The sequence below is a fragment of the Nocardioides sp. BP30 genome, from assembly GCF_029873215.1.
Classification (GTDB): Bacteria; Actinomycetota; Actinomycetes; order Propionibacteriales; family Nocardioidaceae; genus Nocardioides.
In genome coordinates this window covers 1,113,373-1,138,445 of the sequence record NZ_CP123620.1, presented here as the reverse complement: position 1 = coordinate 1,138,445, position 25,073 = coordinate 1,113,373, and the positions used below count along the sequence as shown (strand labels likewise).

Here is a 25,073-nt window from a genome sequence, read left to right as displayed (position 1 = left end):
GCCGCTTGCTCGTTCCCCCGCCGACTCTCAGCGGGCCCGATCCACCCGCCGCTCGTCCCAGACCGGCTCAGGCGACTCGTAGACGCCCCCGTCCGCGCCGTACACGACGAACCGGTCGAAGCCGCGCGCGAACCAGCGGTCGTGGGTGACGGCGAGGACAGTCCCCTCGAACGCCGCCAGCCCTGCCTCCAGCGCCTCCGCGGACTGCACGTCGAGATTGTCCGTCGGCTCGTCGAGAAGCAGCAGGGTCGCCCCGGAGAGCTCGAGCAGGAGGATCTGGAAGCGCGCCTGCTGGCCGCCGGAGAGCGAGTCGAAGGTCTGCTCGGCGGCATGGGCCAGCTCGTAGCGGTCGAGCACCCGGCTGGCGGCCTCGCGGCCCATGCCGTCGCGTCCGCTGCCATCGGTGCGACCGTCGCCGCGATGCAGGATGTCGAGCAGCGTCCGACCGGTCAGCTCCGGGTGGGCGTGGGTCTGCACGAACCATCCCGGCCGCACGCGCGCACCCAACCGGGCCGTCCCGCGATGGGCCACCGGCTCGATCACGATGTCGCCGACCGGCTCGTGCTCGCGGTCAGGACGCGTCCCGCCGGCGGCGAGCAGCCGCAGGAAGTGCGACTTCCCCGACCCGTTGGAACCGAGCACGGCGACACGCTCGCCGTACCAGACCTCGAGGTCGAAGGGGCGCATCAGGCCGGTGAGCTCCAGGCTCTCGCACACCACCGCGCGCTTGCCGGTCCTGCCCCCGGCCAGCCGCATCACGACGTGCTGCTCGCGCGGCTGCTCGGTGGGCGGCCCGGCCTCCTCGAACCGGCGCAGACGGGTCTGCGCGGCCTGGTAGCGGCTCGCCATGTCGGCGTTGTAGGCGGCCTTCTGCTTGTACATCAGCATCTGGGCGCGGAGCTTGGCGTGCTCCTCGTCCCAGCGCTTGCGAAGCTCCTCGAAGCGGGCGAAGCGGTCCTGTCGGGCCTGGTGGTAGCTCGCGAAGCCGCCGGGGTGCGTCCAGACCAGGTTGCCCGCCTGGCCCAGCTCGACGGTGACGACGCGGGTGGCGGTGTTGGCGAGCAGCTCCCGGTCGTGGCTGACGTAGAGGATCGTCTTCTCGGACTCGCGGATGCGCTGCTCGAGCCAGATCTTGCCGGGTACGTCGAGGTAGTTGTCCGGCTCGTCGAGGAGCAGCACCTGGTCGGGTCCGCGCAGGAGGTACTCGAGCACCAGCCGTTTCTGCTCCCCACCCGAGAGGGTGTCGAGTGCGCGGTTCCTCGCTCGATCGAAGGGCACCCCGAGACCGGCCATCGTGCACACGTCCCAGGCGACTTCGAGGTCGTAGCCGCCGGCGTCGGCATACTCCGCCAGCGCCGTGGCGTAGCGCAGCTGGGTGGGCTCGTCGTCGGTGTCCATCATCGCCACCTCGCAGGCGTCGACCTGCTCGGCGGCGGCTCGGACGCGCGGTGGCGCGACGGAGAGCAGCAGCTCGCCGACGGTGGTCGAGCCCCGGCCGACCTGCTGGCGCATCACGCCCAGGCCGCCGGACCGGGTGACGACGCCGGCATGCGGGGCGAGCTCGCCGGTCACCAGCCGCAGCAGCGTCGTCTTGCCCGCGCCGTTGGCGCCGACCAGCGCCACCTTCGCGCCCTCGCCGACCCGGAACGACACATCCTCGAGCAGCACCCTCCCGTCCGGCAGCTGGTAGCGCACTCCGGCGACGTCGACATGGCCCACCCGCAGAGTCTGCGTCAGCCCACCCCTGTCAGGCATCTGCTTTACCCGGGTACCGTCGCCACCATGGACGCAGACGTGGTGGTGATCGGCACCGGTCCCGGTGGCGAGTCCCTGGCCAACAAGGCAGCCCGAGCGGGGCTGAAGGTGGTAGCGATCGAGAAGCACCTGGTCGGGGGCGAGTGCCCCTACTACGGCTGCATCCCCTCGAAGATGATGGTGCGCGCCGCCGACGCGCTGGCCGAGGCGCACCGCGCCGGGCAGCTGGCCGGCGACGTCACCATCACGCCGTCGTGGGCTCCGGTGGCCAAGCGGGTCGCCGAGGAGGCCACCGCCGACTGGAACGACGAGGCCGCCGTGCGCCGCCTGGAGGACGCCGGTGCCACGGTGCTGCGCGGAACGGGCCGGCTCGACGGGCCTCGACGGGTCGTCGTGACACCCAGCGACGGCTCCGCGGAGGTCACCATCGACGCCAGGGTCGGCGTCGTTCTCAATCCCGGGACACGGCCGGCCGCACCGCCGATCACCGGCCTGGACGGGACGCCGTACTGGACGAACCGGGAGGCGCTCCAGACCACCACCGTGCCCGCGGAGCTGATCGTCGTCGGTGGCGGCCCGATCGGCTGCGAGCTGACCCAGGTCTTCGCCCGCTTCGGCAGTCGCGTCACGCTCATCCAGCACGGGCCCCGACTGCTTCCCGGCGACGAGCCGGAGGCAGGGGCCCTGCTGGAGAAGGTGCTGGTCGCCGACGGCGTCCGGGTGCTGACCGGCGCGGAGCCCACCGAGGTGCAGTACGCCGAGGGCCGCTTCACGCTCCGTCTCGCCGACGGCGAGCAGGTCACCGGCGACCGGCTGCTGGTCGCCGCTGGCCGCACCCCGAACCTCGACGGCCTCGGCCTGGAGAGCGTCGGTCTCGACCCGTCGCGGATCGAGGTCGACGACCGGATGAGGGCCATCGGTGCCGACGGGGTGTGGATCATCGGCGACGTGACAGGTCACGGCGCCTTCACCCACATCTCGATGTACCAGTCCGACATCGCGCTGCGCGACCTGCAGGGCGCCGGCGGTGCGCCGGCGTACTACCACGCCGTCCCGCACACCACGTTCACCGATCCGGAGGTCGGCGGTGTCGGCCTGACCGAGGAGGCGGCCCGCAAGCAGGGGCTCCCGGTGCGGGTCGGCCAGGCCGACCTGGGTGCGTCCTCGCGCGGCTTCACCCACGGCCCCGGCGCCGTCGGGTTCATCAAGGTGGTCGAGGCCGACGGTGTCCTCGTCGGCGCTTCAGCCGTCGGCCCGGCCGGCGGCGAGATCCTGGCCGTGCTGACCCTGGCGGTGCACGCACGGGTGCCGGTGGAGACGCTGCGCACGATGATCTACGCCTACCCGACCTTCCACCGCACCATCGAGACAGCCCTGCAGGACCTCGACGACTGAGGTCCGGTCCCCGGGCTGCTCCTCCCGGCACGGCTCACACCGCTGCCAGGGCCTGCGTCGGCGCGAGCCGAGCGGCCCTGACAGCGGGGTAGAGACCGGCCACGGCGCCGACGATCAGCGCGCCGAGCAGCCCAGCACCCACTGCCGGCAGCGGAACCTCCGGCGGCCATCCGCGGACCATCGCGTAGCCGAGCGAGCCCACCAGCCCTCCCCCGAGACCGGCCAGGCCGCCCAGCCCGGAGAGCAGCACCGCCTCGGTGAGGAACTGCAGCCGTACGTCGCCCCGCGTCGCGCCCAGTGCTCGTCGCAGACCGATCTCGCGTCGCCGCTCCAGCACCGAGACGATCATCGTGTTGGCGACCCCGATGCCGCCGACGACCAGGGCCACCGCCGCCAGGCCGAGGAAGAGCGCCGAGAACGTGCCCTGGGTGGCTCGCTTCGCGGCGAGCGCCTCCGAGGGCCGGCTCACCGACACCAGCCCCGGCGCGGCGGGGTCGAGGGTGGCCGGGAGGACGTCACGGACCGCCTCGAGCTGTGACTCGACGGCGCGCAGGTAGACCACCGTCGGGTGGCCGCCGAAGCCGAGCTCGCTCCGGGCGGCGTCCCAACCGACCAGGACCGCCTGCTCCAGCTCGGGCGTCAGCGGCATCGGAGCGAGGATCCCGACGACGGTGAACCAGCCGGTGCCGACCCGGATCCTCGGTGCCTGGGCGGCGTCCACGGAGGTGATGCCGAGCCACTGCGCGGCGGTGTGACCGAGCACCACCGCCGGGAGGCGCTCGCTGGCCGCTGTCAGGAAGACTCCCGAGGACAGCGAGCCGTGCACAGCGGTGAGCAGGTCGGGTGTCGCGGCCAGGGCCGAGACGCCGGCGGTGTCGTTGGGGTCCGAGAGGTCGGTGCGCAGCACCCGCACGTTGAGGTTGGCGATCGCGGAGGCCCGCTCGACCGGACCGATCCGCCGCACCATCGCGGCCGCCGCGGTGGGCAACTCGACGGGCTGCTGGGAGACATCGCCGCCCTGCGCCTGGAGCACGTCGGTGCCCAGCGCCGTCAGCTGCCGATCGAGGGACGCCTGGCCGCTGGCGGGGATGCCGGTGACGAGCACCAGCGTGCCGATCCCCAGCGCCACCCCGAGGGCACTCATCACGGCCCGCGCCGGGCGGTTGCGCACGCCGAGCCAGCCCAGGGCCAGCGCATCGAGCAGCCGGGTCACCGGGGCTCCCCCCAGAGCCGACCGTCGCGGATCTCCACCCGCCGCGGGAAGGACGCCGCCACCCCCGGGTCGTGGGTGATCAGGGCGATCGTGGTGCCCTCGGCCCTGAGCTCGCCGAGCAGGTCGAGGATCTGCCGCCCGGTGGTCTGGTCCAGGGCGCCGGTCGGCTCGTCCGCAAGCACGAGCGCCGGTCGGTTCACCAGGGCCCGGGCGATGCCGACCCGCTGCCGCTCGCCGCCGGAGAGCTCGTGCGGGCGGTGCCCGCGACGGTGGGAGAGCCCCACCCGGTCCAGCGCGGCGCGGGCCAGCGGTCGGCGCTCCGAGCGCGGAACGCGGGCATAGAGCAGTCCGGTCGCGACGTTCTCCTCGGCGCTGAGCCGGTCGGCGAGATGCGAGTGCTGGAAGACGAAGCCCAGTCGCTGCGCACGCAGCCGGGACAGCTCGGCGTCGGTCAGCCTCGCCGTGTCGGAGCCCTCCACCTCGACCCGGCCGGCCGAGGGCCGGTCGAGGGTGCCCATCAGGTGCAACAGGGTCGACTTCCCCGAACCGGACGGACCCACGATCGCCACCGCCTCCCCGGCCTCGATCCTCAGGGAGACCTCGTGCAGGGCGACGACGCCGCCGGCGTACTCCTTGGTCACAGCGGTCAGCTCGAGGACACACCGGCCGGTCATCGGGCGATCACCACCCGGGTGCCGGCACTCACGCCGAAGACCTGGACCTCGCCGTCGGCGACCATCCCGATCGTGACGCGGACCAGCCCGCCGCCGGAGCGCTCCACCGCGTAGCCGCCGCCCGCGAGTGCCACCAGTGCCGCGATCGGCACGTGCAGCGCGTCCGGGACCGAGGCGGTCACCACGCGGGCGGTGACGGGCCCGAGCGCCACCCGGCGCAGGGCACCGGCCCGGACGGGGCGTACGACGACGGGCACCGACGGCGGGCCGCCGTCCCCGTCGCCCGCTGCCGTGCCGATGCTCTCGACCCGCGCGCCGACGGTGCGACCGTCGGGCAGCCGGACCCGGACCCGGTGACCGACCTTGATCGAGCCGGCGAGCGCGACCGGCGCCTGCAGCGTCACCTTCTTCGCGGTGCTCGTGACGGTCAGGACGGGCTGCTGGGCGTCGTCTCCCAGATGGGCGGTCACGCCGTCGACACGGATCGGCCCCCGTGCGACGACCACCTCGCGCGGGTCGATGACCCCACTCGGTTGCTCACCCAGCGCCCGCTGCCAGCGCTCGACGGCGTAGGTCAACGGCCAGCTGTAGGTCACCTCGCTGGTCGGGCCGTGGTAGAGGCCGAGTGCGGCGAGGTTGGCGGCGACGAGGTCGACGTCGCTGCCCCGCAGGAGCGGGGTGACGGGAGGCGGCTGGTCGGTGCCGCTGCCGGCGGCATCACCGCTGTCACCGCTATCGGCACCGTCACCGCTGTCACCGCCACCGGGCGCCCCCGGATGCGATGTCAGCGTGCGGTAGAGCGGCAGCGCTCCGTAGAGCAGCACCACCGGCCGGTCGTCGACGCGGTAGACCTGGTGGCCGCGGGTCACCGTCGTCTCCGTGGCGGGCAGCCAGGTGATGGTGCCCTCGCCGTGGCCGGTGACGGTGGTGGGCTGGCCGAATCCGAGGGCGCCGGTGAGCTCCTGGGCCTGGGCGAGCCGGCCGCGAGCGACTGCCACGGTGGCGCCTGCCGACCTCGTGGTGAGCGTGCCGCCGGACTGCCTGTGACCCAGCTCGAGGCCGGCGCCGGTGCCGCCCACCGCGACCAGACCCACCGCGGCTCCGATGGCGAGGGTGCGCAGCCGAGGTCGGCGCATCAGCTGAACGCCTCCATCAGGCAGGCCTGCTCGATGGCGGCGTTGTCCTCGGGGACGGGGTGACCCTCGGCGTAGGTCCAGTCCAGATCGTGGTTGTTGAGCAGCTCGACCCACTCACCGTGCTTGCGCAGGCACCCCACGTAAGCCAGGGACTGCTCGTGGAAGTGCGGGTTGGTCGCCGCCTCCACCTGCGGCGGCATCAGCGGGAGCCTGCTCGCGCAGGCAGCCTTGGCAGCCGTCGGCACCGGGTCGGCGACGGTGATGAACGGCACCCCGTCGCCGCCGGCCGGCACGATCTGCGGCGCCGACGACTCCCGCCCCGTCAACCGAGTCGCGCCGTGATCGATGAGGCACTGGCTGTAGGCGTTGATCAACGCCGTGCGCCGGGCGTCGGTGTCGTCGAGCCGGAACTGCGGGCGCCCCGGCGAGCCGTCCGCACCATCGCTGTCGCTCGTGCCGGTCCGCTCAACCGTTCCGGCCGACTCTGAGGTGGTGGTGCCGGAGGAGACGCCCGCGGGCAGGGCGGCGACGTGAGGCGATCCGGTGCTTCCACAGGCGGCGAGGACCGGCGCCACCAGCAGGGTGGCGATCAGCGGGTGGAGTGTCGTTCTCATGCCGGGGACGCTAGGAGCAGATTGTCAGCAACTCGTCAGGACGATGTTCGGCGCCGGTCAGCCTTCCTAGACTCGCTGCCGTGGCACGGATCCTGGTCGCCGAGGACGATCCCAAGCAGGCGGAGCTGATCAGGCGCTACGCCGTGGCCGAGGGACACACGGTGACGGTGGTGCAGGACGGACGTCGGGCGGTCGAGAGCGTCCGACGGGGGCCTGTCGGCCTGGTGGTGCTGGACGTGATGATGCCCGCGATGGACGGTCTCGACGTCTGTCGGGTGCTGCGCGCCGATCCCGCCACCGCCGACGTGCCGATCCTCATGCTGACCGCCCGCGCGAGCGAGGAGGATCTGCTGCTCGGCCTCGACCTCGGCGCGGACGACTACCTGACCAAGCCCTACAGCCCGCGCGAGCTGATGGCACGGGCCCGCGCCCTGCTGCGCCGCGCCTCCGTGGGCGGCGGTGCCGGTGCGCCCCGCACGCTCCACGTCGGTGACCTCGTCGTGAGCCCGGCCAGCCACGAGGTGTCGTTCCGTGGCCGGTCGGTGGAGTGCACGCCGGGCGAGTTCGCCCTGCTCGAGCTGCTGGCCGGCGAGCCGGACCGGGTCTTCAGCCGCGAGCAACTCCTGCGCCACCTGCACGGGGTGGATCGCTACGTCTCGCGGCGCACCATCGACGTCCACGTCGCCAACCTGCGCAAGAAGCTCGACCCGGCCATCGTCCGGACCGTCTACGGCGTCGGCTACGCCCTGCCGGCGACCCTCGGCACCGCACCCGAAGCATCGTGAGCGGCATGGGACGGCGCGCCCGAGACGCCCGGCTCGAGGATCGGGTGCGCTGGCACCACAGCCTGTTCCTGCGGCTCTTCGCGCTGGGAGCGGTGGTCGCCCTGGTCGCCGTGGTCGCCGCGACCTGGGCGACCGTCCGCTCGACGGCGGTGGCGGTCCACCAGGAGCAGCAGCAGTCGTTGCACGCCGACGCGACGACGTACGACTCGCTGATCGGCTACGCCGCGACGCACCGCTCCTGGACGGGTGCGAGCGGACTGGTCGACCGCCTCGCCGACCGGTCGGGCAGGCGGGTGACGGTCACCGACGAGAGCGGTCGGGTCCTCCTCGACTCCGGCCGCGGGACCACGCCGCGGCCCGTCTCCCAGGCCCGCGCGACGCTGGACGCGCTGGCGGTCGACACCGCCCTGCGCAGCCCTGCGACCACCACCGCGAGCGGCGCTCCCGTGCCCACCCCTGGCCCGGTGGCGACGGTGCCGTCGGCCTGCCGCACGACGCGCTGCCTGGAGATCGCCGTGCCACCGCTGCCGGCCATCGACGAGCGGGTCACGGGGCCGTTCGGCAGTACCGAGGACCGGACGTCCTGGGCGGAGCTCCAGCAGCGGGTGGATGCCTGCGTGGAACGCGCCGGCGTGCCGGCAGTCATCGGCATCAGAACCGACTTCACCGCCATCGTCGGCTACCCCGGACGGCACGCCCGGGTCGCCCGCTGCGTGGAGAGCTCACGCCGGGCGATGCTGCGTCCGTACGTCGCTCCGCGCGCGCTGTTGTTCATCGGCGGGGGCGATCCCAGCGCCGACGTGTCCTGGAGCCTCTCCGGCGCCGGCAGGCTCCGCGTGGGCGTGCTGGCCGTCGCTGTCCTGGTGGTGACCCTCCTGCTCTCGGCGCTGCTCGCCGGCTACGTCGTGCGACCGGTCCGCCGGCTCGCCGCTGCGGCCCAGGAGGCAGGCGAGGGCAACCTGCTGGTGCGGGTGGAGGAGCACAGGCGCGACGAGATCGGCCAGATGGCCCACGCGTTCAACCGGATGGCCGACCGTCGCCAGCAGCTGGAGGAGGCCCGCCGCCGACTGGTCAGCGACGTCTCGCACGAACTGCGCAACCCCCTGGCGAACATCCGCGGGTGGCTGGAGGCCGCTCAGGACGGCCTCGCCGTCCCCGACGAGCGGCTCCTGGAGAGCCTGCACGAGGAGACCACGCATCTGCAGCGGCTCGTCGAGGATCTGCACGACCTGTCGGTGGGCGATGCCGGCGAGCTGCGACTCTCCCCCGAGCCGATCGACCTCGGCTCCTTCTGCGACCAGGTCGCCGATGCCCACCGCGCGACGGCCGATGCGGCAGGCGTGGAGCTCCTTGCCTCGACCTCGCCGGGGGCGAGGATCCACGCCGACCCCGTGCGACTGCGCCAAGCGCTGGGCAACCTCCTCGTCAACGCGATCCGGCACACGCCTCGAGGCGGCCGCGTGCTGGTGCTCGGCGCCCCCGGGACGCTCCGGGTCGTCGACACCGGCGAGGGCATCGCGGCCGCCGAGCTGCCCCTGATCTTCGATCGCTTCCGCCGGGTCGATCCCTCGCGCAGCAGGGCCACCGGTGGCAGCGGACTGGGTCTGGCGATCGTGCGGCAGATCGTCGAGGCGCACGGAGGCACGGTCGAGGCCACCAGCGAGGTCGGGGCGGGCACGACCGTGACCATCGACCTCCGCGCTCGGCCCCGCCCCCTTGACGGCTCCGCCGAGCCGGCCTAACGTACAACCAAATGGTTGTACTTCACGAACTGAGCGAAGACGAGGTGGACCGGATCTTCCGGGCCCTCGCCGATGCGACCCGTCGCGACATCCTCCGCCGCACCCTCTCCGGTGAGGCATCGGTGTCGCGGCTGGCCGCGGCGTACGACATGTCCTTCGCGGCCGTGCAGAAGCACGTCGCCGTCCTGGAGGGGGCCGCCCTGGTGACCAAGCACCAGCAGGGCCGAGAACGCGTCGTGCGCGCTAACCCCGCGACGATCGAGCAGGCCAGGGCGCTGCTCGACCGCTACGAACAGATCTGGCGCGCCCGCGTCGCACGGCTCGACGCGCTCCTCGCCGACGAACCCGAAAGGCAGTGATCATGCCCGTCACCTCTGTGACCAAGGATCCGACAGCGTTGACCATGACCGTCGTCGCCGACTTCCCCGCCCCCGTCGAACGGCTCTGGGACGCCTACCTCGACCCCCGCCAGTTGGAGCTCTTCTGGGGACCTCCGACCTATCCCGCCCGCTTCACCCGCCACGACGCGGCCGCCGGAGGCCTGTCGCACTACGCCATGACCGGCCCGGAGGGAGAGGTCTCCCGCGGCTACTGGGAATGGCTCAGCGTCGAGGCCCATCGTGGCTTCGAGGTGCTGGACGGCTTCGCGCTGGAGAGTGGCGCGCCCAACCGGGAGATGCCCTCGATGCGGATGGTCTTCACCTTCGAGCCGACCGATGCCGGCTCGCGGGTGACCACCACGACCCACTTCAACACCGCCGAGGAGCTCGCCCAGCTGGTCGAGATGGGCATGGAGCAGGGCATGCGCGAGGCGATGGGCCAGATGGACCGCGTCCTGGCCGACCTGCGCACCTTCGCGGCCGACCTGCCGACCAGCACCCAGGTCCTCAGCGACACCCAGGTGCGGATCAGCCGGGTGATCAGCGGTTCGGTCGAGGCGGTCTGGCGCGCCCACCACGAGCCCGAGCTGCTGCAGCGGTGGCTGCTGGGACCCGACGGCTGGACGATGCCGGTGTGCCGGGTCGCGGACCGCGTCGGCGAGAGCTACCGCTACGAGTGGGAGAAGGGCTCGGACCGGTTCGGGTTCGAGGGCGAGCTGCTGGAGAGTGTCGCGCCGTACCGCTCGGTCACCAGCGAGCGGATGATCGGGCTCGACGCCCCGGGCAGCACCAACGAGCTCACCCTGACGCCGGTCGAGGGCGGCACGCTGCTCTCCCTGGTGATCACCTACCCCGATGCCGAGGTCCGCGACAGCGTGCTCGCCACCGGCATGACCGACGGGATGGAGGCCAGCTACCAGCGGCTGGAGTCGCAGGTGCTCACGGCCGCCTGATCGCCTCGTCCGCCGAGCCCGTCGAGACGCCTCGACAAGCTCGGCGGACGTCTCGCCGGACGCCTCCCGAACTCGCTGGTAACTTGGCGACATGCCGCTGGATCCCGAGCTCGCCGCCCTCCTCGACTTCCTCTCCGCCGCGGGCACGCCGCCGATGTCCGAGCAGACCCCCGCCGACGCGCGCGCCGGGTTCCGGACGCTCACGGTCGACCTGCGCGACCCGTCGCTGCTGCCCCCGATGGCGCAGGTGGAGGATTCCACCGTGCCGGGGCCGGCAGGCGACATCCCGATCCGCGTCTACCGCCCCGAGGCCGACGGACCGCTGCCCACCGTCGCGTTCTTCCACGGTGGCGGCTGGGTGATCGGCGACCTCGACACCCACGACCTGACCTGCCGCACACTGGCCGAGCAGAGCGCCGCGGTGGTCGTCTCGGTCGACTACCGGCTCGCACCCGAGCACCCGTTCCCCGCCGCCGTCGAGGACGCGCGCGCGGCGGCGACCTGGATCGCCGACCACCTCGCCGACCTGGGCGGCACGCAGATGCTCGGTGTGGCCGGCGACTCGGCCGGCGGCAACCTCGCGGCGGTCCTCGCCCAGGAGTTCCGTGACCGCGTCGGCGCCCAGCTGCTCATCTATCCCGCCACCGACGTACCCGGCGAGTACGCCTCGCGCGTCGCGAACGCCGAGGGCTACTTCCTGGACGCCAAGACGATGCTGTGGTTCCTCGAGCAATACGCCGGCACCGTCACCGACCCGACCGATCCCGCCCTCTCCCCGCTGTACGGCGAGCTCGACGGAGCACCGCCCGCGGTCGTGGTGGTGGCCGGCTTCGACCCGCTACGCGACGAGGGCCTGGCGTACGCCGCCGCGCTCGAGGCGGCCGGCGTGGCCGTGACGGTGCGCCGGTTCGACAGTCTCATCCACGGCTTCGTCGACATGGGGCGGCACTCCAAGGCCGCGCAGGACGCCGTGACCCAGACGTTCGCCCTCTTCTCCGACCTGCTCCACCGGTGACCTGGAGGGTGCGGTGAGGAGGTCCGGGTGCGACACGAGGCAACCCCGCATGGATATATCCGGTCGATACAAGCGACACTAGTGTCATGCTTCTGAGATCGGTGAGAGACCGGGTGCGCACGTTCGCCCTGCGCCGGGCGATGCGCAACAAGACCTCGGTGGTCCCCGACATCACCACCCTGCGCAAGATCCCCGAGCACCTCACCTACCCGTTGCGCCGCGACGGCGTGGACCCGGTCCCCGCCCTGGCCGAGGCTCGCGCCAAGGAGCCGGTGACGGTGCTGGGCAGCGTCCTGGGCCTGGACATCTTCCTGGTGACCGGTCACGAGGCCGCCAAGCAGGTGCTCGCCGACTCCCGCTCCTACAGCAACGACATGCGCCACCTGCTGGGCTCCCGACCGCGCACCGAGGCCGAGGAGATCGGCGGTCTGGGCATGACCGACGCGCCGGACCACACCCGGCTGCGCGGGCTGCTGACGCCCGAGTTCACCATGCGGCGGTTGCAGCGCCTCCAGGAGCCGATCGAGCGGATCGTCACCGAGGCGCTGGACCGGATGGAGGCCGAGGGTCCGGTCGTCGACCTGGTGGACGCGTTCGGCTTCGAGATCCCGTTCCAGGTGATCTGCGAGCTGCTCGGCCTCCCGACGGAGGTGCGCGAGGAGTTCCACGAGCTCGGCGTCGCCCGCTTCGACATCACCGAGGGTGGCGCCGGTGCCTTCGGCGCGGCAGCGGAGACCCGCACGTTCCTGATCGAGGCGGTGCGCCGGCAGCGCAGCGAGCCCGGCGACGGCCTGATCGGCGAGATCATCCGGACGAAGGGCGAGGAGTTCAGCGACCTCGAGCTCGGCGGCCTGGCCGACGGCGCCTTCCTGGGCGGCTACGAGACGTCGGCGGCGATGCTGTCGATGGGGACCTACGTGCTGCTCCAGCGACCGGAGATCTACGAGCTCCTGCGCACCGGTGACAAGGCGCAGGTCGACGCAGTGGTCGATGAGCTGCTGCGCTACCTGTGCCCCGTGCAGATCGCCTTCCCGCGCTTCGCGCGCGAGGACCACGACCTCTTCGGTCAGAAGGTCACCAAGGGCTCGGTGGTGATCGTCTCGCTCGCCGGCGCCAACCGCGACCCCGACGTCATGCCCAACCCCGAGCAGTTCGATCTGCGCAACACCGCGACGATGAACTTCGCGTTCGGCCACGGCATGCACCGCTGCGTCGGCGCCGAGCTGGCCCGGATGGAGCTGCGCGCCGCGCTGACCGCGCTGGCCAAGCGCTTCCCCCACCTGGCGATGGCGACCGACGACCCGGGCGAGCTCGGCTTCCGCGACCTGTCGATCGTCTACGGCCTCGACCGGCTGCCGGTGCGGCTGGACAGCACGCTCGAGCGCGTCTGACCTCCTCCTCTCAGGGCCGCACCGTCTCCAACACGCGGAAGCCCTTGGCGGAGGCCAGCCGCGTCGTCGGGTACCCCTGCTCACCCAGCCAGCGCTGCAGGCTGTCGGCGCCGAGGTTCTTGCCGACCACCATCACCGCCCGTCCCCCGCGGCGTAGTCGCGGCAGCCAGGTCAGCAGCAACTCGTGCAGCGCTTCCTTGCCGATCCTGATCGGCGGGTTGCTCCAGATCTCGTCGTACGTGGCCAGCGGGTCGACGTCGCCCGGCGTCGCGGCGCGGTAGCGCTCGCTCACCCCCAGCGACGCGGCGTTCTCGTTCGCCAGCAGCACCGCGCGCTCGTTGACGTCGACGGCCGTCACCTCGGCACCCGGGACCAGCGCAGCGACGGCCAACCCGATCACGCCGTAGCCGCACCCCAGGTCGAGGATGCGACCGGGCGCCGGCGGCTCCGTCTCCCGGAACAGGATCGCCGTACCGACGTCGAGGCGGCCCTTGGCGAAGACGCCCGAACCGCTGGTCAGCCGCAGGGTGGTGCCCCAGACCGATGCCTCGAGCGGGATCCGCTCGAAGGCCACGCTCGGGTCCGCGGAGAAGTAGTGCTCGTCCTCAGCCACGCCGCTCCACCTCGTGCTCGCCGCGCCGGGCCCTGGTGACCAACAGCCGAGCGGCCAGCTCCTCGTCGCTGGGATAGCCCACCTCCTCCAGCGTCAGCCCGCGGGCCGAGGCGATGTGGATCTCGGAGGAGCGCTCCGCACGGGCGAGCATCTCGCGGGCCCAGCCGACGTCGCGCCGGCCCTCCCCGATCGCCAGCAGGCACCCGACCAGCGCCCGCACCATCGAGTGGCAGAACGCGTCGGCGAGGACCGTCATGGTGGCGGTGCCCTGCTCGTCGCGGCTCCAGTCCAGCCGCTCGACACGGCGGATGCTGGTGGCGCCCTCACGGGCCTTGCAGAAGCTGGTGTAGTCGTTGAGGCCGAGCAGATCGACGGCCGCCAGGTTCATCGCCGCCAGATCGAGCGGACGCGGCCAGTGCAGCACGTGGTTGCGGGTCAGGGGGTCGTACGCCGGGGGCGCGTCAGCGACGCGGTAGGCGTAGCGCCGCCACAGTGCGGAGAAGCGGGCGTCGAAGGCGTCGGGGACGATCCTGGCGGCGTGCACCCGTACGTCGTCGTCCAGGATGCCGTTGAGCTTGCGCACGAGTGCCTCGACCGGCGGTCCCTGAGCCCGGCCCGCTCCGGCGACGAGCTCGTTCTCGGTGACGTCGAGGTGGACGACCTGGCCACGGGCGTGGACGCCGGTGTCGGTGCGCCCCGCGCACGTCACCCAGACCTCGTCGCGGCGCAGGGCCATCCCGAGGGCCCGCTGCACCTCACCCTGCACCGTGCGCAGACCGGGCTGGACGGCCCAGCCGTGGAAGTTGCTGCCGTCGTACGACAGGTCGATCCGGATGCGCACGGGGAGCATCCTCCCATCCCGGGGTACCTCGACCCACATGGACGGCGTGCACCTCGGCACCTCAGGCTGGACCTACGACCACTGGGCCGGGTCCTTCTACCCCGAGGGCCTGGCCCGGGCGCACTGGCGCGACTACTACGTGGCACGGTTCGACACCGTCGAGCTCAACGCGAGCTTCTACCGCTGGCCCGGCCTCAAGCCCTTCCAGGGCTGGTCGCGCAGCCTGCCCGACGGGTTCCGGATGGCGGTGAAGGCCTCGCGCTGGCTCAGCCACGGTCGGCGACTGCGCGACCCCGAGGGCGCCTGGGCGCATCGGCTCGTCGAGGCGGCCCACGCGCTGCGCCCGCATGCCGGTCCCGTCCTGGTGCAGCTGCCCGACGACCTCGAGCGCGACGACGAGCGGTTGGAGGCGTTCCTGGCGCGGATGCCCGGCGACGTCCCCGTGGCGATGGAGCTGCGCCACCCCTCGTGGGACCACGACGAGGTGGCTGCCGTCCTGGAGCGCCACCGGGCGGCGTTCGTCGTCACGCACGGCACCGGCCTGCACACGGTGCTGCGCACCACCGCGCCGTTCGTCTACTGCCGCTGGCACGGACCGACCGACCAGCCCCGGTACGCCGGGAAGTACTCCCCCGCCGAGCTGCGGCGCTGGGCCGAGCGGGTGCAGGCGTGGCGCCGCGAGGGCAGGGAGGTGTGGGGCTACTTCGACAACGACGGCGGCGGGCACGCCCCCGCTGACGCGCTCGGGCTGCGCGAGCTACTGACGCAGGCGTCAGGATGATCGGCCGTAGAACGGCGAGAGCCCGCCACCCTCGCGGGTGACGGGCTCCGGCTCGACTGCGTCAGGCCTCCGGGGTCTCCTCGACCTCGGTCGACTCCGCGGCGGTGGACTCGTCCGCAGCGGTCTCGGCGTCGGTGGCCTCGGTCGCGACGACCTCGGTCTCACCGGACTCGTCCGCGGCGACGACCTCGGCCGGCGCCTCCTCGGCGGGCTTCTCCACCTGGGCCGGGGCCTGCTTGGTGGTGGCCGGCTTCGGCTGGTAGGCCTCGGTGACGAGCTCGATCACGGCCATCGGTGCGTTGTCGCCCTTGCGGGGACCGATCTTCGTGATGCGGGTGTAGCCACCCGGACGCTCGGCGAACGTCTCGGCGATCTCGGTGAACAGGACGTGCACGACGGACTTGTCGCGGATGGTCTTGAGGACCTCGCGACGGTTGTGCAGATCACCCTTCTTGGCCTTGGTGATCAGCTTCTCCGCGAGCGGACGCAGCGTGCGCGCCTTGGTCTCGGTGGTGGTGATCCGGCCGTGCTCGAACAGCTGGGTGGCCAGGTTCGAGAGGATCAGCTTCTGGTGGGCCGGGCTGCCGCCGAGGCGGGCGCCCTTCTTGGGAGTGGGCATTGCTCTCTCATTTCTCCCCGGCCGTATCAGGTACCGGAGTAGATGGTGTCCTTGAGGTCAGACGTTGCGCCGGGGCGTGCCGGCGCAACGGCTGTCAGTACTGCTCGTCCTCGACGAAGGCGTCGTCGTCGTCGTCGCCGTACGCCGCGAGGGCGGCCGACGGGTCGAAGCCGGGGGCGCTGTCCTTCAGCGAGAGGCCCATCTCGTGCAGCTTCGCCTTGACCTCGTCGATCGACTTGGCGCCGAAGTTGCGGATGTCCAGCAGGTCCTGCTCCGAGCGGCTGATGAGCTCACCCACGGTGTGGATGCCCTCGCGCTTGAGGCAGTTGTACGACCGCACGGTCAGCTGCAGGTCCTCGACCGGGAGGGCGAGGTCGGCGGCGAGCTGCTCGTCGACCGGCGAGGGGCCGATGTCGATGCCCTCCGCCTCGACGTTCAGCTCGCGGGCCAGGCCGAAGAGCTCCACGAGCGTCTTGCCGGCCGAGGCGACGGCGTCCGAGGGGCGGATCGACGGCTTGGTCTCGACGTCGATGACCAGCTTGTCGAAGTCGGTGCGCTGCTCGACACGGGTGGCCTCGACCTTGTAGGAGACCTTGAGCACCGGGCTGTAGATCGAGTCGACCGGGATCCGGCCGATCTCGTTGTCCGCGCCCTTGTTCTGCACCGCCGAGACGTAGCCGCGGCCACGCTCGACGACGAGCTCGAGGTCGAGCTTGCCCTTGTCGGACAGGGTCGCGATCTTCAGGTCGGGGTTGTGCACCTCGACACCGGCCGGCGGCGCGATGTCGGCGGCGGTCACGTCACCGGCACCCGACTTGCGCAGGTACATCGTGACGGGCTCGTCGTGCTCGGAGGAGACGACCAGGCCCTTGAGGTTGAGGATGATCTCGGTGACGTCCTCCTTGACCCCCTCGACGGTGGAGAACTCGTGGAGCACGCCGTCGATCTTGATGCTGGTGACGGCGGCACCCGGGATCGAGGAGAGGAGGGTACGGCGCAGGGAGTTGCCCAGCGTGTAACCGAAGCCCGGCTCGAGGGGCTCGATCACGAAGCGCGAGCGGAACTCGTCGACGGTCTCTTCCGACAGGGTGGGGCGCTGTGCGATAAGCACTGATTCTTTCCTTCCCGGACCTACCCGCTATTTGACAGGCCCGAACTTCAGGTGTGACGGAAGTGGTGGTGCCGCCGCCCCGGGATGCTGCTCCGGGGCGACGGCGGGGTTCATCAGAGCTTCGAGTAGTACTCGACGATGAGCTGCTCCTGGACCGGGATGTCGATCTGGGCCCGGACGGGGAGCTGGTGGACGAGGATCCGCATGCGGTTGGGGAAGGCCTCCAGCCACGCGGGGACGACGCGCTCGCCGTGGGTCTCGCGAGCCACGATGAACGGGGTCATCTCCCAGGACTTCTCCCGCACGTCGATGACGTCGTGCGCCTCGACCTGGTAGGAGGGGATGTTGACCTTCTTGCCGTTGACCAGGAAGTGGCCGTGGACCACGAGCTGGCGGGCGTGCCGACGGGTACGGGCGAAGCCGGCACGGTAGACGACGTTGTCCAAGCGGCCCTCGAGCAGCTGGAGCAGGTTGTCACCGGTCTTGCCGGCACGACGGTGTGCCTCGGCGTAGTAGTTCGAGAACTGCTTCTCGAGCACGCCGTAGGTGAAGCGAGCCTTCTGCTTCTCACGAAGCTGGAGCAGGTACTCGCTCTCCTTGATCCGGCCGCGGCCGTGCTGGCCCGGCGGGTAGGGACGGCGCTCGTAGGACGAGTCGCCACCGACGAGGTCGACACCGAGACGGCGCGACTTCTTGGTCATGGGGCCGGTGTAACGGGCCATGTTCTAAGTCTCCTTCGATCGTCTCGGTGGGATCAAACGCGGCGGCGCTTGGGCGGGCGGCAGCCGTTGTGCGGGGTCGGCGTGACGTCCTGGATGGTGCCGACCTCGAGGCCGATGGCACCCAGCGAACGGATCGCCGTCTCGCGGCCCGAACCCGGGCCCTTCACGAAGACGTCGATCTTCTTCATGCCGTGGTCCATGGCCCGACGGCCGGCGGCCTCGGCGGCCATCTGCGCGGCGAACGGCGTGGACTTGCGCGAGCCCTTGAAGCCGACGGTGCCGGCGGAGGCCCACGAGATCACCGCTCCGGTCGGGTCGGTGATGGTGACGATGGTGTTGTTGAACGTGCTCTTGATGTGGGCTTCGCCCTGAGCGATGTTCTTCTTCTCCTTGCGGCGGACCTTGGTCTTCGCCGCAGCCTGACGGCTCTTCGGAGGCATTCAGTAACTCCTGGGTTGGCTGGTCGGTGAGATCTGCGAGAAGCAGGCGGTGGTCGACGCGCTCATGCGCGTCGGATCACTTGGCCTTCTTCTTGCCGGCGACGGTCCGCTTCGGACCCTTGCGGGTGCGGGCGTTGGTCTTGGTGCGCTGCCCGCGGACCGGAAGGCCCATGCGGTGGCGGCGACCCTGGTAGCTGCCGATCTCGATCTTGCGACGGATGTCGGCCTGCACCTCACGACGGAGGTCGCCCTCGATCGTCAGGTTGCGGGTCTCGATCTCCCTCGCGAGCTTGACCAGCTCGTCCTCGGAGAGAGCGTGGACGCGGGTGTTGCCATCAACACCGGTCGCGGCCAGGAGCTCCTTGGAGGTGGTACGGCCGATGCCGTAGATGTAGGTGAGAGCGATCTCCACGCGCTTCTCGCGCGGGAGGTCGACACCAACGAGGCGTGCCATGGTGTTCCTTCGTGTTCTCGCCAGAGGTGTCGGTCGGCGTACGTCTCGGGGTGGCGCCCCGGGCTCCGGCCTCTGGTCCGGAGGTGGTTCGGCCCTCCCGCAGGAGGAGGCCTAGTACGTCGATGAGTGATTCAGTTGTGCCGCGCGAGCGGAGCCGGGGCTCAGCCCTGGCGCTGCTTGTGACGCGGGTTCTCGCAGATGACCATGACGCGGCCGTGGCGACGGATCACCTTGCACTTGTCACAGATCGGCTTGACGCTCGGGTTGACCTTCATGTCAGCCCTTTCTTGATCGCTTCGGCTGGTTACTTGTACCGGTAGACGATCCGACCGCGGGTCAGGTCATAGGGGGACAGCTCCACCACCACACGGTCCTCGGGAAGGATCCGGATGTAGTGCTGACGCATCTTGCCGCTGATGTGGGCGAGAACCTTGTGGCCATTGCTCAGCTCGACGCGGAACATGGCATTCGGAAGGGCTTCCATGACGGTGCCCTCGATCTCGATCACGCCTTCTTTCTTCGGCATGCCCTCTGCAATCTGTTGGTCGGTGACTTACGGTTGGTGCGTCGACCCGCGAACCTCCGCCCGGCGGGAGCCGGGCCGGTGGACCTCGTGATGCCGCTCGTGCGCCCCATTCCCCCACCGAAGTGAGGACAGCCGCGAGACACGACGAGACAGACCCACGTTGGGCCGACACATCAGTCTATGCCGCGGCACAACCGATCTCCCAATCCGCGTGTCGGTCACGCCGTGGCGGCACTCGGCGTGCTGGTCACACCGCCGCGGCGAGCAGCCGCAGGGTCTCCTCGCGCGCCGGCGCCGCCGCCGGGTCGGTCCCGCGGGTCGCGCTGGCGATCGGGTTCACCATCACCTCGTCGACGCCGTAGGTCGCGGCCAGCTCCTTGAGCTGGAGGGCCGCCTGCTCCGGGCTGCCGATCACCCAGCGCCGCTCCATCGACTCGGCGATGGCCCGGTGTGCCTCGGGGAGCTCGACCTCGGCCGCGTCCTCCACCAGGCGCAGCTGCGAGAGCGGCGCCCCGGTGCGCAGCGCCACCATCGAGAGCAGTTGCGGGCGCGCCAGGCGCCTGGCCTCCTCCTCCGTCTCGGCGACGACGGCGTTCACGGTCAGGAAGGTCCGCGGCGCCTCGAGCTCGGGCGAGGGCCGGAACTGCGAGCGGTACAGGTCCAGCGCCTCCGCCGTCCCGGAGCCGGAGAAGTGGTGCGCGAAGACGTAGGGCAGACCCTCCTGCGCGGCGAGCCGTGCCGAGAAGTCGGAGGAGCCGAGCAACCACACCACCGGCTCGGACTGCGCCGCCGGCGTCGCCCGCAGCGCGTGCCGGCGCCCGCCCACCGACAGCGCCACACCCTCGGGGCTGAGCATAGCGAGGATGTTGTTCACGTACTCCGGGAAGTGCTCGGCCGCGTCGGCCTCCACAGGTCCTCCGTGGCGCAGCGCCCACGACGTCACCGGGTCGGTGCCCGGCGCGCGGCCCAGCCCGAGGTCGATCCGGTGCGGGAAGGCGGCCTCGAGGAGTGCGAACTGCTCCGCGACGACCAGGGGCGCGTGGTTGGGCAGCATCACGCCGCCGCTGCCGACCCTGATCCGCTGCGTGGCCCCGGCGATCATCGCGATCAGCACCGGCGGGTTCGTCGAGCCGACGGCGGGCATGTTGTGGTGCTCGGCGACCCAGAAGCGGTTGTAGCCCAGCTCGTCGGCCGTCCTCGCCAGCGACAGGGTGGCGGCGAGGGCGTCGGAGGAGGACTGGTCGGTGCGGACGGGGATCAGGTCGAGGACGGAGAGCTGCACATCGACTCAACCCTGGGGGGTGCGTGGATGTTCCGCGCGGCGGTGCCGGACGGCCGAGGGCGGCGCCAGGGGCAGGCCTACCGCCGCGCGGCGGCTCGTTCCTCGCCGGCGCGTCGTCCGGCAGCGCCCCTCGCGGCGCCCCCTCGACCACCCGCCCCGCGTCGTCCGGGAGCGCCCCGGGTCCAGCGATGGCGGAAGGTGGTGAGGCTGAGGGCTGCCTTGAGCCGCTGGAGGGGCGTGGCCGCGGCCGTGAGGCGGGCTCGCTCCGCATCGACGGTGCGCCAGTACTCGGCGGCCTGGTCGGGGGTGGGGGCCGTCGGTCCGAAGACGAGGGCGTCGGCGCCCTGGGCGAGGTCGTGGCCGGACGGTACGCCGAGAAGGCCTGCCTGCTCGCGGCGGGTGGGTCCGTCCACGGGCAGCCGGTGGCCGAGGTCACGGGCGTGGTCGACCAGCTCGCGCCATGCTCCGGCGACCCGGGCCGAGGTGCGCTGGGCCCCACGGCGGCGCCGACGGCGCAACGCCTTCGCCGCCAGGATCCCCCCGACGACGAGGGCGATGGCAAGCAACGGCACGCCCGCCGCGAGGGCTGCGACCTCGATCCAGCCGGGGATGCCCCCGTGGTGCTCGGTCGGGTGCTTGGTCACGCTGCGGGCCCGGAGCTGGGACTCGGCCGACTCCCCGGCGTTGGAGGGTGGCGGCACCGGAGCCGGCGGCGGGACCACGGAGCCGCTGAGCTGCTCCTGCTGCTGGGGCGGCTGGTCGGCCGGCTTGTCGTGGGACATGAACTGGTCGGTCGGCAACGTGCGCCACGTGCCGTCGGCGGCCCGGACCTCGACCCAGGCGTGCACGTCGGCGCCGGTGACCACGCCTCCGGCCGGGACGATCGCGCCCATCACCACGCGAGCGGGGACGCCGACCCGGTTCGCCATCAGCGCCATCACCGCGGCGTACTGCTCGTCGTCACCGACCATGATCGGCGCGTTGACGAAGTCGTCCGAGAGCCGCTTGACGTAGTGCCCGGCGTGGTAGATCCGCTCGGCGGGCGCCACCCCGTCGGAGTACTTGCCGTGGGTGCGCAGGTAGTCGGCGATCGCCAGCACCCGCTTCATCGGCTCGCTCACGCCCTGGGTCCACTGGGTCGCCTGGGTGTCGAGGAACGCTGCTGCCGTGCTGTTGTCGTCCAGGCGCGTAGAGGGCGGCGTATCGGCCGAGAGCGTGTCGTCGCCGAGCACCCCGGTGAAGTGGTAGCTGTCGCCGCTCCTCAGGCCGGTGGGCACGATGCCGGTGGAGGTGGCCAGGTCGTAGCGGAACGCGTCGGCCTTCGATGCCGGATCGTCGTTGTCGAAGTGCATCGACTGCAGCGCCCCCACGGTCGGCAGCCAGACGCCGTCGTACCCCTCCCCCAGGGTGACGTCGACGTCGAGGCGCTTGCCGGCGGCCGGGTTGTCGATCGTGCTCGACACCCGCTGGAACGAGTCGGCGCCGGCCTGCTGCGAGGCGCCCCACACGGTGCCGTCGTAGCGGTCGAGCGCGGCGAAACGCACCCGGGTGCCGGCCGGGACGCCGGTGATGGTGAAGAGGGTCTTGTCGTGCAGGTTCGCCGGGTCGGGCCTGCCCTGCTCGTCGACGTAGCGACGGAAGGAGGACAGCGGCGAGCCGTAGCGACCGACGTCGAACGGCGGCACCACGTGACTGCGCAGCACCGTGCGCTCGTCGCCCGCTGCCGCTCTGCCCAGCGGTAGCGCGACAGCACCGGCGACCACCAGCATCACCAGCCCGGCACCCGCCCGGCCGGCGACGACCGAGCGTCGTCGGCCGGTCGCGATCGCGCCGTCCTGGCCGCGCAGGGCCACCCAGGCCAGGGCGAGTACGGCGAACAGCGTGCCGTGCGTGAGCAACGACGACGTCCGGTCGACGCCGAGCAGGATGACTGCTCCGAGCAGCACCAGCGGCGCCAGCACCGGGGGCGCGGTCGCTCGCACGGCGAGCAGGAGCCCGCCGACGAGGCCGGTGACCAGACCGAGCAGCCACGGCAGCACCAGCAGGGGGCCGCTCCCGTCGACCGGGGGCAGGGTGGTGAGCAGGTCCTTCCATCCACCGATCGCCTGGTCGAGCATCGTCGCGGGGTCGAAGGCCGAGTGCAGGCACAGGGGGGCGCCGAGCAGCACGAACACGGCGAGCGTCACCAGCACCGAGGCGACGACGGGCCACCCCATCCGGCGGGCGACCTCGACCGAGCCCGCGCCCAGCACGAGGCCGGCCGCGCCGACCAGCAGGAACATCCCACCCGAGAACGTCGTCGCGAACCCGGACAGCGCCAGCACCCCGAGCACCAGCAGGAAGCCGACGTCGCGCCAGTGGGCGCGTCCGGTGTGGAGACCGGTGTGGAGACCGGTGGGGAGACCGGTGCTGCGGCCCGGGTGCTGGCCGGCGTGCCGGCCGGCCACCGCGCCGCTCCCCGGACCCGTTCCGCGCGTCATCCCAGGCTCCACCGCAGCAGACCGGCGAGGTCGTCGCGCGCGGCCAGGTGGAGCACGGTCAGGTCGTCGATGGCGCTCACCGAACTCTTCTCGACGGGCTCGACCCGGATCGCGATCCGGCGTACCTCCGGCTCGAAGCAGGCCGCCGCGCGGCGCAGCGTCTCCAGGGCGGTCCCCTCGCCCCCGAGCAGGAAGAGCAGGCTGGTGTCCGGGGCCGCCGAGGCGGCGGCGCGGGCGGCCGGGAGCAGTCCGGGACCACCCCATCCGGCACGGCACGCCGTGTCGAGGGCACGTCGGCCGTGACCGGCGTGCTCGCCGCACACCAGCGTGGTGCCGAACTCGTCGAGCAGTGCCCGCATCACGATCGAGGCGACCACCTCCATGGCCGTCTCGAAGTCGTCCTCGCTCGCCCAGTCCCCCTCGGCGTCGTCGACGACCAGGGTGGCGTGGCTGCGTCGGGTGTCGAGGTACTGCCGCACCAGCAGGCCGCCGCTACCGGAGCCGGCCAGCTTCGCCGAGGAGCGCCAGTGCACGTGCCGCAGATCATCGCCCGGGACGTACTCGCGCAGGGCGTGGAAGGCCAGGTCGGCCTGGGAGACGCTCTCGGTCGAGACGCCCTCGAGGTCACGCAGCAGTCCACCGCCGAGCGAGGCGAGTGCCACCACCTGCGGTCGCACCAGCACCTCGCGCACAGCCGAGGTGCGGACGTCCCGCGAGACCAGGCCCAGCGGGTCGGCACGCCGGGTGATCGCCGGCCCGACCGGGATCACCCCGCGACGCTGGGTGCGGATGGTGAACGTCTCCTCGTGATGCGCCCCCGGTGCCAGCCCGGGCAGGTCGTAGCGCTGCGTCGAGGCACCGACCGGCAGGTCGAGCAGCAGCGACCGGGTCCGCCGCTGCGCCCGGTTGGTCACCCCCAGGGATGCGGTGACAGTGCCACCGGCCGTCACCCGCTCGGGCTCGAGCAGGAGCTCCATCTCGACCCGGGTGCTCCCGAGGAGCCACGGCAGCGCCAGCAGGAGGACGACGAGGGCGGCCACGCCGAGGACCGCGAGCTCGGCCCACCCGAGAGCGACGCCGGCCAGGAGCAGGAGTACGCCGCCACCCAGGGCCACCCATCCGAGCGGCCGCACCATGCCGAGGAGGCCCGACGCTGATCGACGCATCAGGCGACCCGGTCGGTGGGCGGCACCACCTGCTGCAGCAGCCGCTCGATCACCGACTCCACGCTGATGCCGCTGAACTGCGCCTCGGCGTCCAGCAGCAGACGGTGACACAGCACCGGCTCGGCGAGCTGCTTCACGTCGTCGGGCACCACGTGGTCGCGACCGTCGGCCGCCGCCCAGGTCTTGGCCACCCGGATCAGTGCGAGGCAGCCTCGGGCCGACAGGCCGAGTCGGACGTGCTGGGCCCGGCGCGACTCCTCGGCCAGCTCGGCGACGTAGGAGATGACGGCTGGATCGACGTACACCTCGTCGGCCAGCTCGCTCATCTGGGCCAGCGCGGTGGCGGTGATCACCGGGGTCACCAGCGCCGCGCGGTCGCGGACCTTGGCCTCCACCAGCAGCTCGACGGTCGCCTGCCGGTCCGGGTAGCCGACGGATGTCTTCATCAAGAAGCGGTCCAGCTGTGCTTCGGGAAGCCGGTAGGTGCCGGCCTGCTCGATGGGGTTCTGGGTGGCGATCACGAGGAACGGACGCCCCACCTCACGGGCGACACCGTCCACGGTGACCCGGCCCTCCTCCATCACCTCCAGCAGCGCCGACTGCGTCTTGGGCGAGGCCCGGTTGATCTCGTCGGCCAGCACGATGGTGTGGAAGATCGGGCCCGGGTGGAACTCGAAGCCGCCCTTGTGCTGGTCGTAGACAGTGACCCCGGTGACGTCCGAGGGCAGCAGGTCGGGGGTGAACTGGATGCGCGAGTGACTGCCCTGCACCGAGTTGGCCAGCGCGCGCGCCAGCATCGTCTTGCCGGTGCCGGGGAAGTCCTCGAGCAGGATGTGGCCCTCGGACAGCAGGCAGGTCAGTGCCAACCGCACGACGTGTCGCTTGCCCAGCACCGCCTGCTCGATGGCATCGGTGAGGGTGTCGAAGGTCGTGCGGAACCAGGCGGCCTGGCCGTGGGTGATGGTCACGTGGTGCTCCTGTGCGG

Annotated in this window: 26 protein-coding genes; 8 read left to right on the top strand and 18 right to left on the bottom strand. The window is 71.9% G+C overall.

The genetic code is table 11. From position 1 onward, the window contains the following. Positions 1-27: 27 nt before the first annotated feature. The gene (locus tag P5P86_RS05330; protein WP_280610255.1) at positions 28-1,719 is read right to left on the bottom strand and encodes an ABC-F family ATP-binding cassette domain-containing protein; all 1,692 of its coding nucleotides are present in this window, start codon (positions 1,717-1,719) and stop codon (positions 28-30) included. A 63-nt stretch (positions 1,720-1,782) separates the two neighbouring features. Here P5P86_RS05330 and P5P86_RS05325 point away from each other — a divergent pair, with 63 nt between their 5' ends. Then, positions 1,783-3,150 (top strand): dihydrolipoyl dehydrogenase family protein, encoded by a 1,368-nt coding sequence (locus tag P5P86_RS05325; RefSeq protein ID WP_280610254.1) that lies wholly within the window; start codon positions 1,783-1,785, stop codon positions 3,148-3,150. Positions 3,151-3,184: 34 nt separating this feature from the next. Here the strand turns inward: P5P86_RS05325 and P5P86_RS05320 are convergent, their stop codons facing one another. Genes P5P86_RS05320 through P5P86_RS05305 form a run of 4 tightly spaced genes read right to left on the bottom strand, consistent with a single transcriptional unit; the run spans position 3,185 to position 6,787 of the window. Then, the gene (locus P5P86_RS05320; RefSeq protein WP_280610253.1) at positions 3,185-4,363 is read right to left on the bottom strand and encodes an ABC transporter permease; all 1,179 of its coding nucleotides are present in this window, start codon (positions 4,361-4,363) and stop codon (positions 3,185-3,187) included. Continuing rightward, positions 4,360-5,037: an ABC transporter ATP-binding protein gene (locus tag P5P86_RS05315; protein ID WP_280610252.1), complete on the bottom strand. Its 678-nt coding sequence runs from the start codon at positions 5,035-5,037 to the stop codon at positions 4,360-4,362. Before P5P86_RS05315 ends, P5P86_RS05320 begins: the two co-directional genes overlap by 4 nt. Further along, entirely contained in the window at positions 5,034-6,173 is a 1,140-nt protein-coding gene (locus P5P86_RS05310; protein ID WP_280610251.1) for an efflux RND transporter periplasmic adaptor subunit, read from the bottom strand. The genes P5P86_RS05315 and P5P86_RS05310 overlap by 4 nt, the downstream gene beginning before the upstream one ends. Then, entirely contained in the window at positions 6,173-6,787 is a 615-nt protein-coding gene (locus P5P86_RS05305; protein WP_280610250.1) for a hypothetical protein, read from the bottom strand. The genes P5P86_RS05310 and P5P86_RS05305 overlap by 1 nt, the downstream gene beginning before the upstream one ends. An 80-nt stretch (positions 6,788-6,867) precedes the next feature. Here P5P86_RS05305 and P5P86_RS05300 point away from each other — a divergent pair, with 80 nt between their 5' ends. From P5P86_RS05300 to P5P86_RS05275, 6 genes are all read left to right on the top strand, one after another. After that, the gene (locus P5P86_RS05300; protein WP_280610249.1) at positions 6,868-7,572 is read left to right on the top strand and encodes a response regulator transcription factor; all 705 of its coding nucleotides are present in this window, start codon (positions 6,868-6,870) and stop codon (positions 7,570-7,572) included. Positions 7,573-7,577: 5 nt separating this feature from the next. After that, on the top strand, positions 7,578-9,314 hold the full coding sequence (locus P5P86_RS05295; RefSeq protein WP_280610248.1) for an ATP-binding protein: 1,737 nt from the start codon (positions 7,578-7,580) through the stop codon (positions 9,312-9,314). Positions 9,315-9,325: 11 nt separating this feature from the next. Then, positions 9,326-9,673, top strand: a complete 348-nt coding sequence (locus tag P5P86_RS05290) for an ArsR/SmtB family transcription factor (protein WP_280610247.1) — start codon at positions 9,326-9,328, stop codon at positions 9,671-9,673. Positions 9,674-9,675: 2 nt separating this feature from the next. Further along, complete coding sequence (locus P5P86_RS05285; protein WP_280610246.1) at positions 9,676-10,647, top strand: SRPBCC family protein; 972 nt, start codon at positions 9,676-9,678, stop codon at positions 10,645-10,647. 91 nt (positions 10,648-10,738) lie between these two features. Further along, positions 10,739-11,662, top strand: coding sequence for a LipP1 family hormone-sensitive lipase (gene lipP1, locus P5P86_RS05280; RefSeq protein ID WP_280610245.1), 924 nt, complete (start codon positions 10,739-10,741; stop codon positions 11,660-11,662). A gap of 86 nt (positions 11,663-11,748) precedes the next feature. Continuing rightward, on the top strand, positions 11,749-13,053 hold the full coding sequence (locus P5P86_RS05275) for a cytochrome P450 (RefSeq protein WP_280610244.1): 1,305 nt from the start codon (positions 11,749-11,751) through the stop codon (positions 13,051-13,053). Between the two features lie 10 nt (positions 13,054-13,063). On the opposite strand, the gene P5P86_RS05270 is transcribed toward P5P86_RS05275, so the two are convergent. Both P5P86_RS05270 and truA read right to left on the bottom strand, forming a co-directional pair. Continuing rightward, on the bottom strand, positions 13,064-13,666 hold the full coding sequence (locus P5P86_RS05270) for a class I SAM-dependent methyltransferase (protein ID WP_280610243.1): 603 nt from the start codon (positions 13,664-13,666) through the stop codon (positions 13,064-13,066). After that, a complete protein-coding gene (gene truA, locus P5P86_RS05265) occupies positions 13,659-14,516 on the bottom strand; it encodes a tRNA pseudouridine(38-40) synthase TruA (RefSeq protein WP_280610242.1) in 858 nt (285 codons plus the stop codon). The genes P5P86_RS05270 and truA overlap by 8 nt, the downstream gene beginning before the upstream one ends. Positions 14,517-14,544: 28 nt before the next feature. Between truA and P5P86_RS05260 the strand changes: the two genes are divergently transcribed. Beyond that, the gene (locus tag P5P86_RS05260; protein ID WP_280610241.1) at positions 14,545-15,288 is read left to right on the top strand and encodes a DUF72 domain-containing protein; all 744 of its coding nucleotides are present in this window, start codon (positions 14,545-14,547) and stop codon (positions 15,286-15,288) included. A gap of 61 nt (positions 15,289-15,349) precedes the next feature. Here P5P86_RS05260 and rplQ read toward each other — a convergent pair whose 3' ends face one another. The 11 genes from rplQ to P5P86_RS05205 form a co-directional block, all read right to left on the bottom strand. Then, positions 15,350-15,907 carry a 50S ribosomal protein L17 gene (gene rplQ, locus P5P86_RS05255; protein WP_280610240.1) on the bottom strand — a complete coding sequence of 186 codons (558 nt, stop codon included), beginning with the start codon at positions 15,905-15,907 and terminating at the stop codon, positions 15,350-15,352. A 94-nt stretch (positions 15,908-16,001) separates the two neighbouring features. Continuing rightward, positions 16,002-17,018 carry a DNA-directed RNA polymerase subunit alpha gene (locus P5P86_RS05250; RefSeq protein WP_280610239.1) on the bottom strand — a complete coding sequence of 339 codons (1,017 nt, stop codon included), beginning with the start codon at positions 17,016-17,018 and terminating at the stop codon, positions 16,002-16,004. 113 nt (positions 17,019-17,131) lie between these two features. Then, the gene (gene rpsD, locus P5P86_RS05245) at positions 17,132-17,740 is read right to left on the bottom strand and encodes a 30S ribosomal protein S4 (protein ID WP_280610238.1); all 609 of its coding nucleotides are present in this window, start codon (positions 17,738-17,740) and stop codon (positions 17,132-17,134) included. Between the two features lie 32 nt (positions 17,741-17,772). Further along, entirely contained in the window at positions 17,773-18,180 is a 408-nt protein-coding gene (rpsK, locus tag P5P86_RS05240; RefSeq protein ID WP_017932823.1) for a 30S ribosomal protein S11, read from the bottom strand. Positions 18,181-18,256: 76 nt separating this feature from the next. Further along, the gene (gene rpsM, locus P5P86_RS05235) at positions 18,257-18,634 is read right to left on the bottom strand and encodes a 30S ribosomal protein S13 (protein WP_280610237.1); all 378 of its coding nucleotides are present in this window, start codon (positions 18,632-18,634) and stop codon (positions 18,257-18,259) included. Positions 18,635-18,795: 161 nt separating this feature from the next. Continuing rightward, a complete protein-coding gene (gene rpmJ, locus P5P86_RS05230; RefSeq protein WP_004008316.1) occupies positions 18,796-18,909 on the bottom strand; it encodes a 50S ribosomal protein L36 in 114 nt (37 codons plus the stop codon). 29 nt (positions 18,910-18,938) lie between these two features. Then, positions 18,939-19,160, bottom strand: coding sequence for a translation initiation factor IF-1 (gene infA / locus P5P86_RS05225; RefSeq protein WP_280610236.1), 222 nt, complete (start codon positions 19,158-19,160; stop codon positions 18,939-18,941). Positions 19,161-19,407: 247 nt separating this feature from the next. Beyond that, on the bottom strand, positions 19,408-20,442 hold the full coding sequence (locus tag P5P86_RS05220) for an LLM class flavin-dependent oxidoreductase (protein ID WP_280610235.1): 1,035 nt from the start codon (positions 20,440-20,442) through the stop codon (positions 19,408-19,410). Between the two features lie 77 nt (positions 20,443-20,519). Next, positions 20,520-22,922 carry a transglutaminase TgpA family protein gene (locus P5P86_RS05215; RefSeq protein WP_280610234.1) on the bottom strand — a complete coding sequence of 801 codons (2,403 nt, stop codon included), beginning with the start codon at positions 22,920-22,922 and terminating at the stop codon, positions 20,520-20,522. Then, the gene (locus P5P86_RS05210; protein ID WP_280610233.1) at positions 22,919-24,088 is read right to left on the bottom strand and encodes a DUF58 domain-containing protein; all 1,170 of its coding nucleotides are present in this window, start codon (positions 24,086-24,088) and stop codon (positions 22,919-22,921) included. The genes P5P86_RS05215 and P5P86_RS05210 overlap by 4 nt, the downstream gene beginning before the upstream one ends. Further along, a complete protein-coding gene (locus P5P86_RS05205) occupies positions 24,088-25,056 on the bottom strand; it encodes an AAA family ATPase (protein ID WP_280610232.1) in 969 nt (322 codons plus the stop codon). Before P5P86_RS05205 ends, P5P86_RS05210 begins: the two co-directional genes overlap by 1 nt. Between the last annotated feature and the right edge of the window lie 17 nt (positions 25,057-25,073).

Coding starts and splice junctions, on each gene's coding strand:
- P5P86_RS05275 (WP_280610244.1), top strand. CDS start 11,749: ATGCTTCTGAGATCGGTGAGAGACCGGGTGCGCACGTTCGCCCTGCGC.
- P5P86_RS05215 (WP_280610234.1), bottom strand. CDS start 22,922: ATGACGCGCGGAACGGGTCCGGGGAGCGGCGCGGTGGCCGGCCGGCAC.
- P5P86_RS05315 (WP_280610252.1), bottom strand. CDS start 5,037: ATGACCGGCCGGTGTGTCCTCGAGCTGACCGCTGTGACCAAGGAGTAC.
- P5P86_RS05310 (WP_280610251.1), bottom strand. CDS start 6,173: ATGCGCCGACCTCGGCTGCGCACCCTCGCCATCGGAGCCGCGGTGGGT.
- infA (WP_280610236.1), bottom strand. CDS start 19,160: ATGCCGAAGAAAGAAGGCGTGATCGAGATCGAGGGCACCGTCATGGAA.
- P5P86_RS05305 (WP_280610250.1), bottom strand. CDS start 6,787: ATGAGAACGACACTCCACCCGCTGATCGCCACCCTGCTGGTGGCGCCG.
- P5P86_RS05260 (WP_280610241.1), top strand. CDS start 14,545: ATGGACGGCGTGCACCTCGGCACCTCAGGCTGGACCTACGACCACTGG.
- rpsK (WP_017932823.1), bottom strand. CDS start 18,180: ATGCCTCCGAAGAGCCGTCAGGCTGCGGCGAAGACCAAGGTCCGCCGC.
- P5P86_RS05285 (WP_280610246.1), top strand. CDS start 9,676: ATGCCCGTCACCTCTGTGACCAAGGATCCGACAGCGTTGACCATGACC.
- rplQ (WP_280610240.1), bottom strand. CDS start 15,907: ATGCCCACTCCCAAGAAGGGCGCCCGCCTCGGCGGCAGCCCGGCCCAC.
- P5P86_RS05210 (WP_280610233.1), bottom strand. CDS start 24,088: ATGCGTCGATCAGCGTCGGGCCTCCTCGGCATGGTGCGGCCGCTCGGA.
- rpsD (WP_280610238.1), bottom strand. CDS start 17,740: ATGGCCCGTTACACCGGCCCCATGACCAAGAAGTCGCGCCGTCTCGGT.
- rpsM (WP_280610237.1), bottom strand. CDS start 18,634: ATGGCACGCCTCGTTGGTGTCGACCTCCCGCGCGAGAAGCGCGTGGAG.
- P5P86_RS05325 (WP_280610254.1), top strand. CDS start 1,783: ATGGACGCAGACGTGGTGGTGATCGGCACCGGTCCCGGTGGCGAGTCC.
- P5P86_RS05295 (WP_280610248.1), top strand. CDS start 7,578: ATGGGACGGCGCGCCCGAGACGCCCGGCTCGAGGATCGGGTGCGCTGG.
- rpmJ (WP_004008316.1), bottom strand. CDS start 18,909: ATGAAGGTCAACCCGAGCGTCAAGCCGATCTGTGACAAGTGCAAGGTG.
- truA (WP_280610242.1), bottom strand. CDS start 14,516: ATGCTCCCCGTGCGCATCCGGATCGACCTGTCGTACGACGGCAGCAAC.
- lipP1 (WP_280610245.1), top strand. CDS start 10,739: ATGCCGCTGGATCCCGAGCTCGCCGCCCTCCTCGACTTCCTCTCCGCC.
- P5P86_RS05290 (WP_280610247.1), top strand. CDS start 9,326: ATGGTTGTACTTCACGAACTGAGCGAAGACGAGGTGGACCGGATCTTC.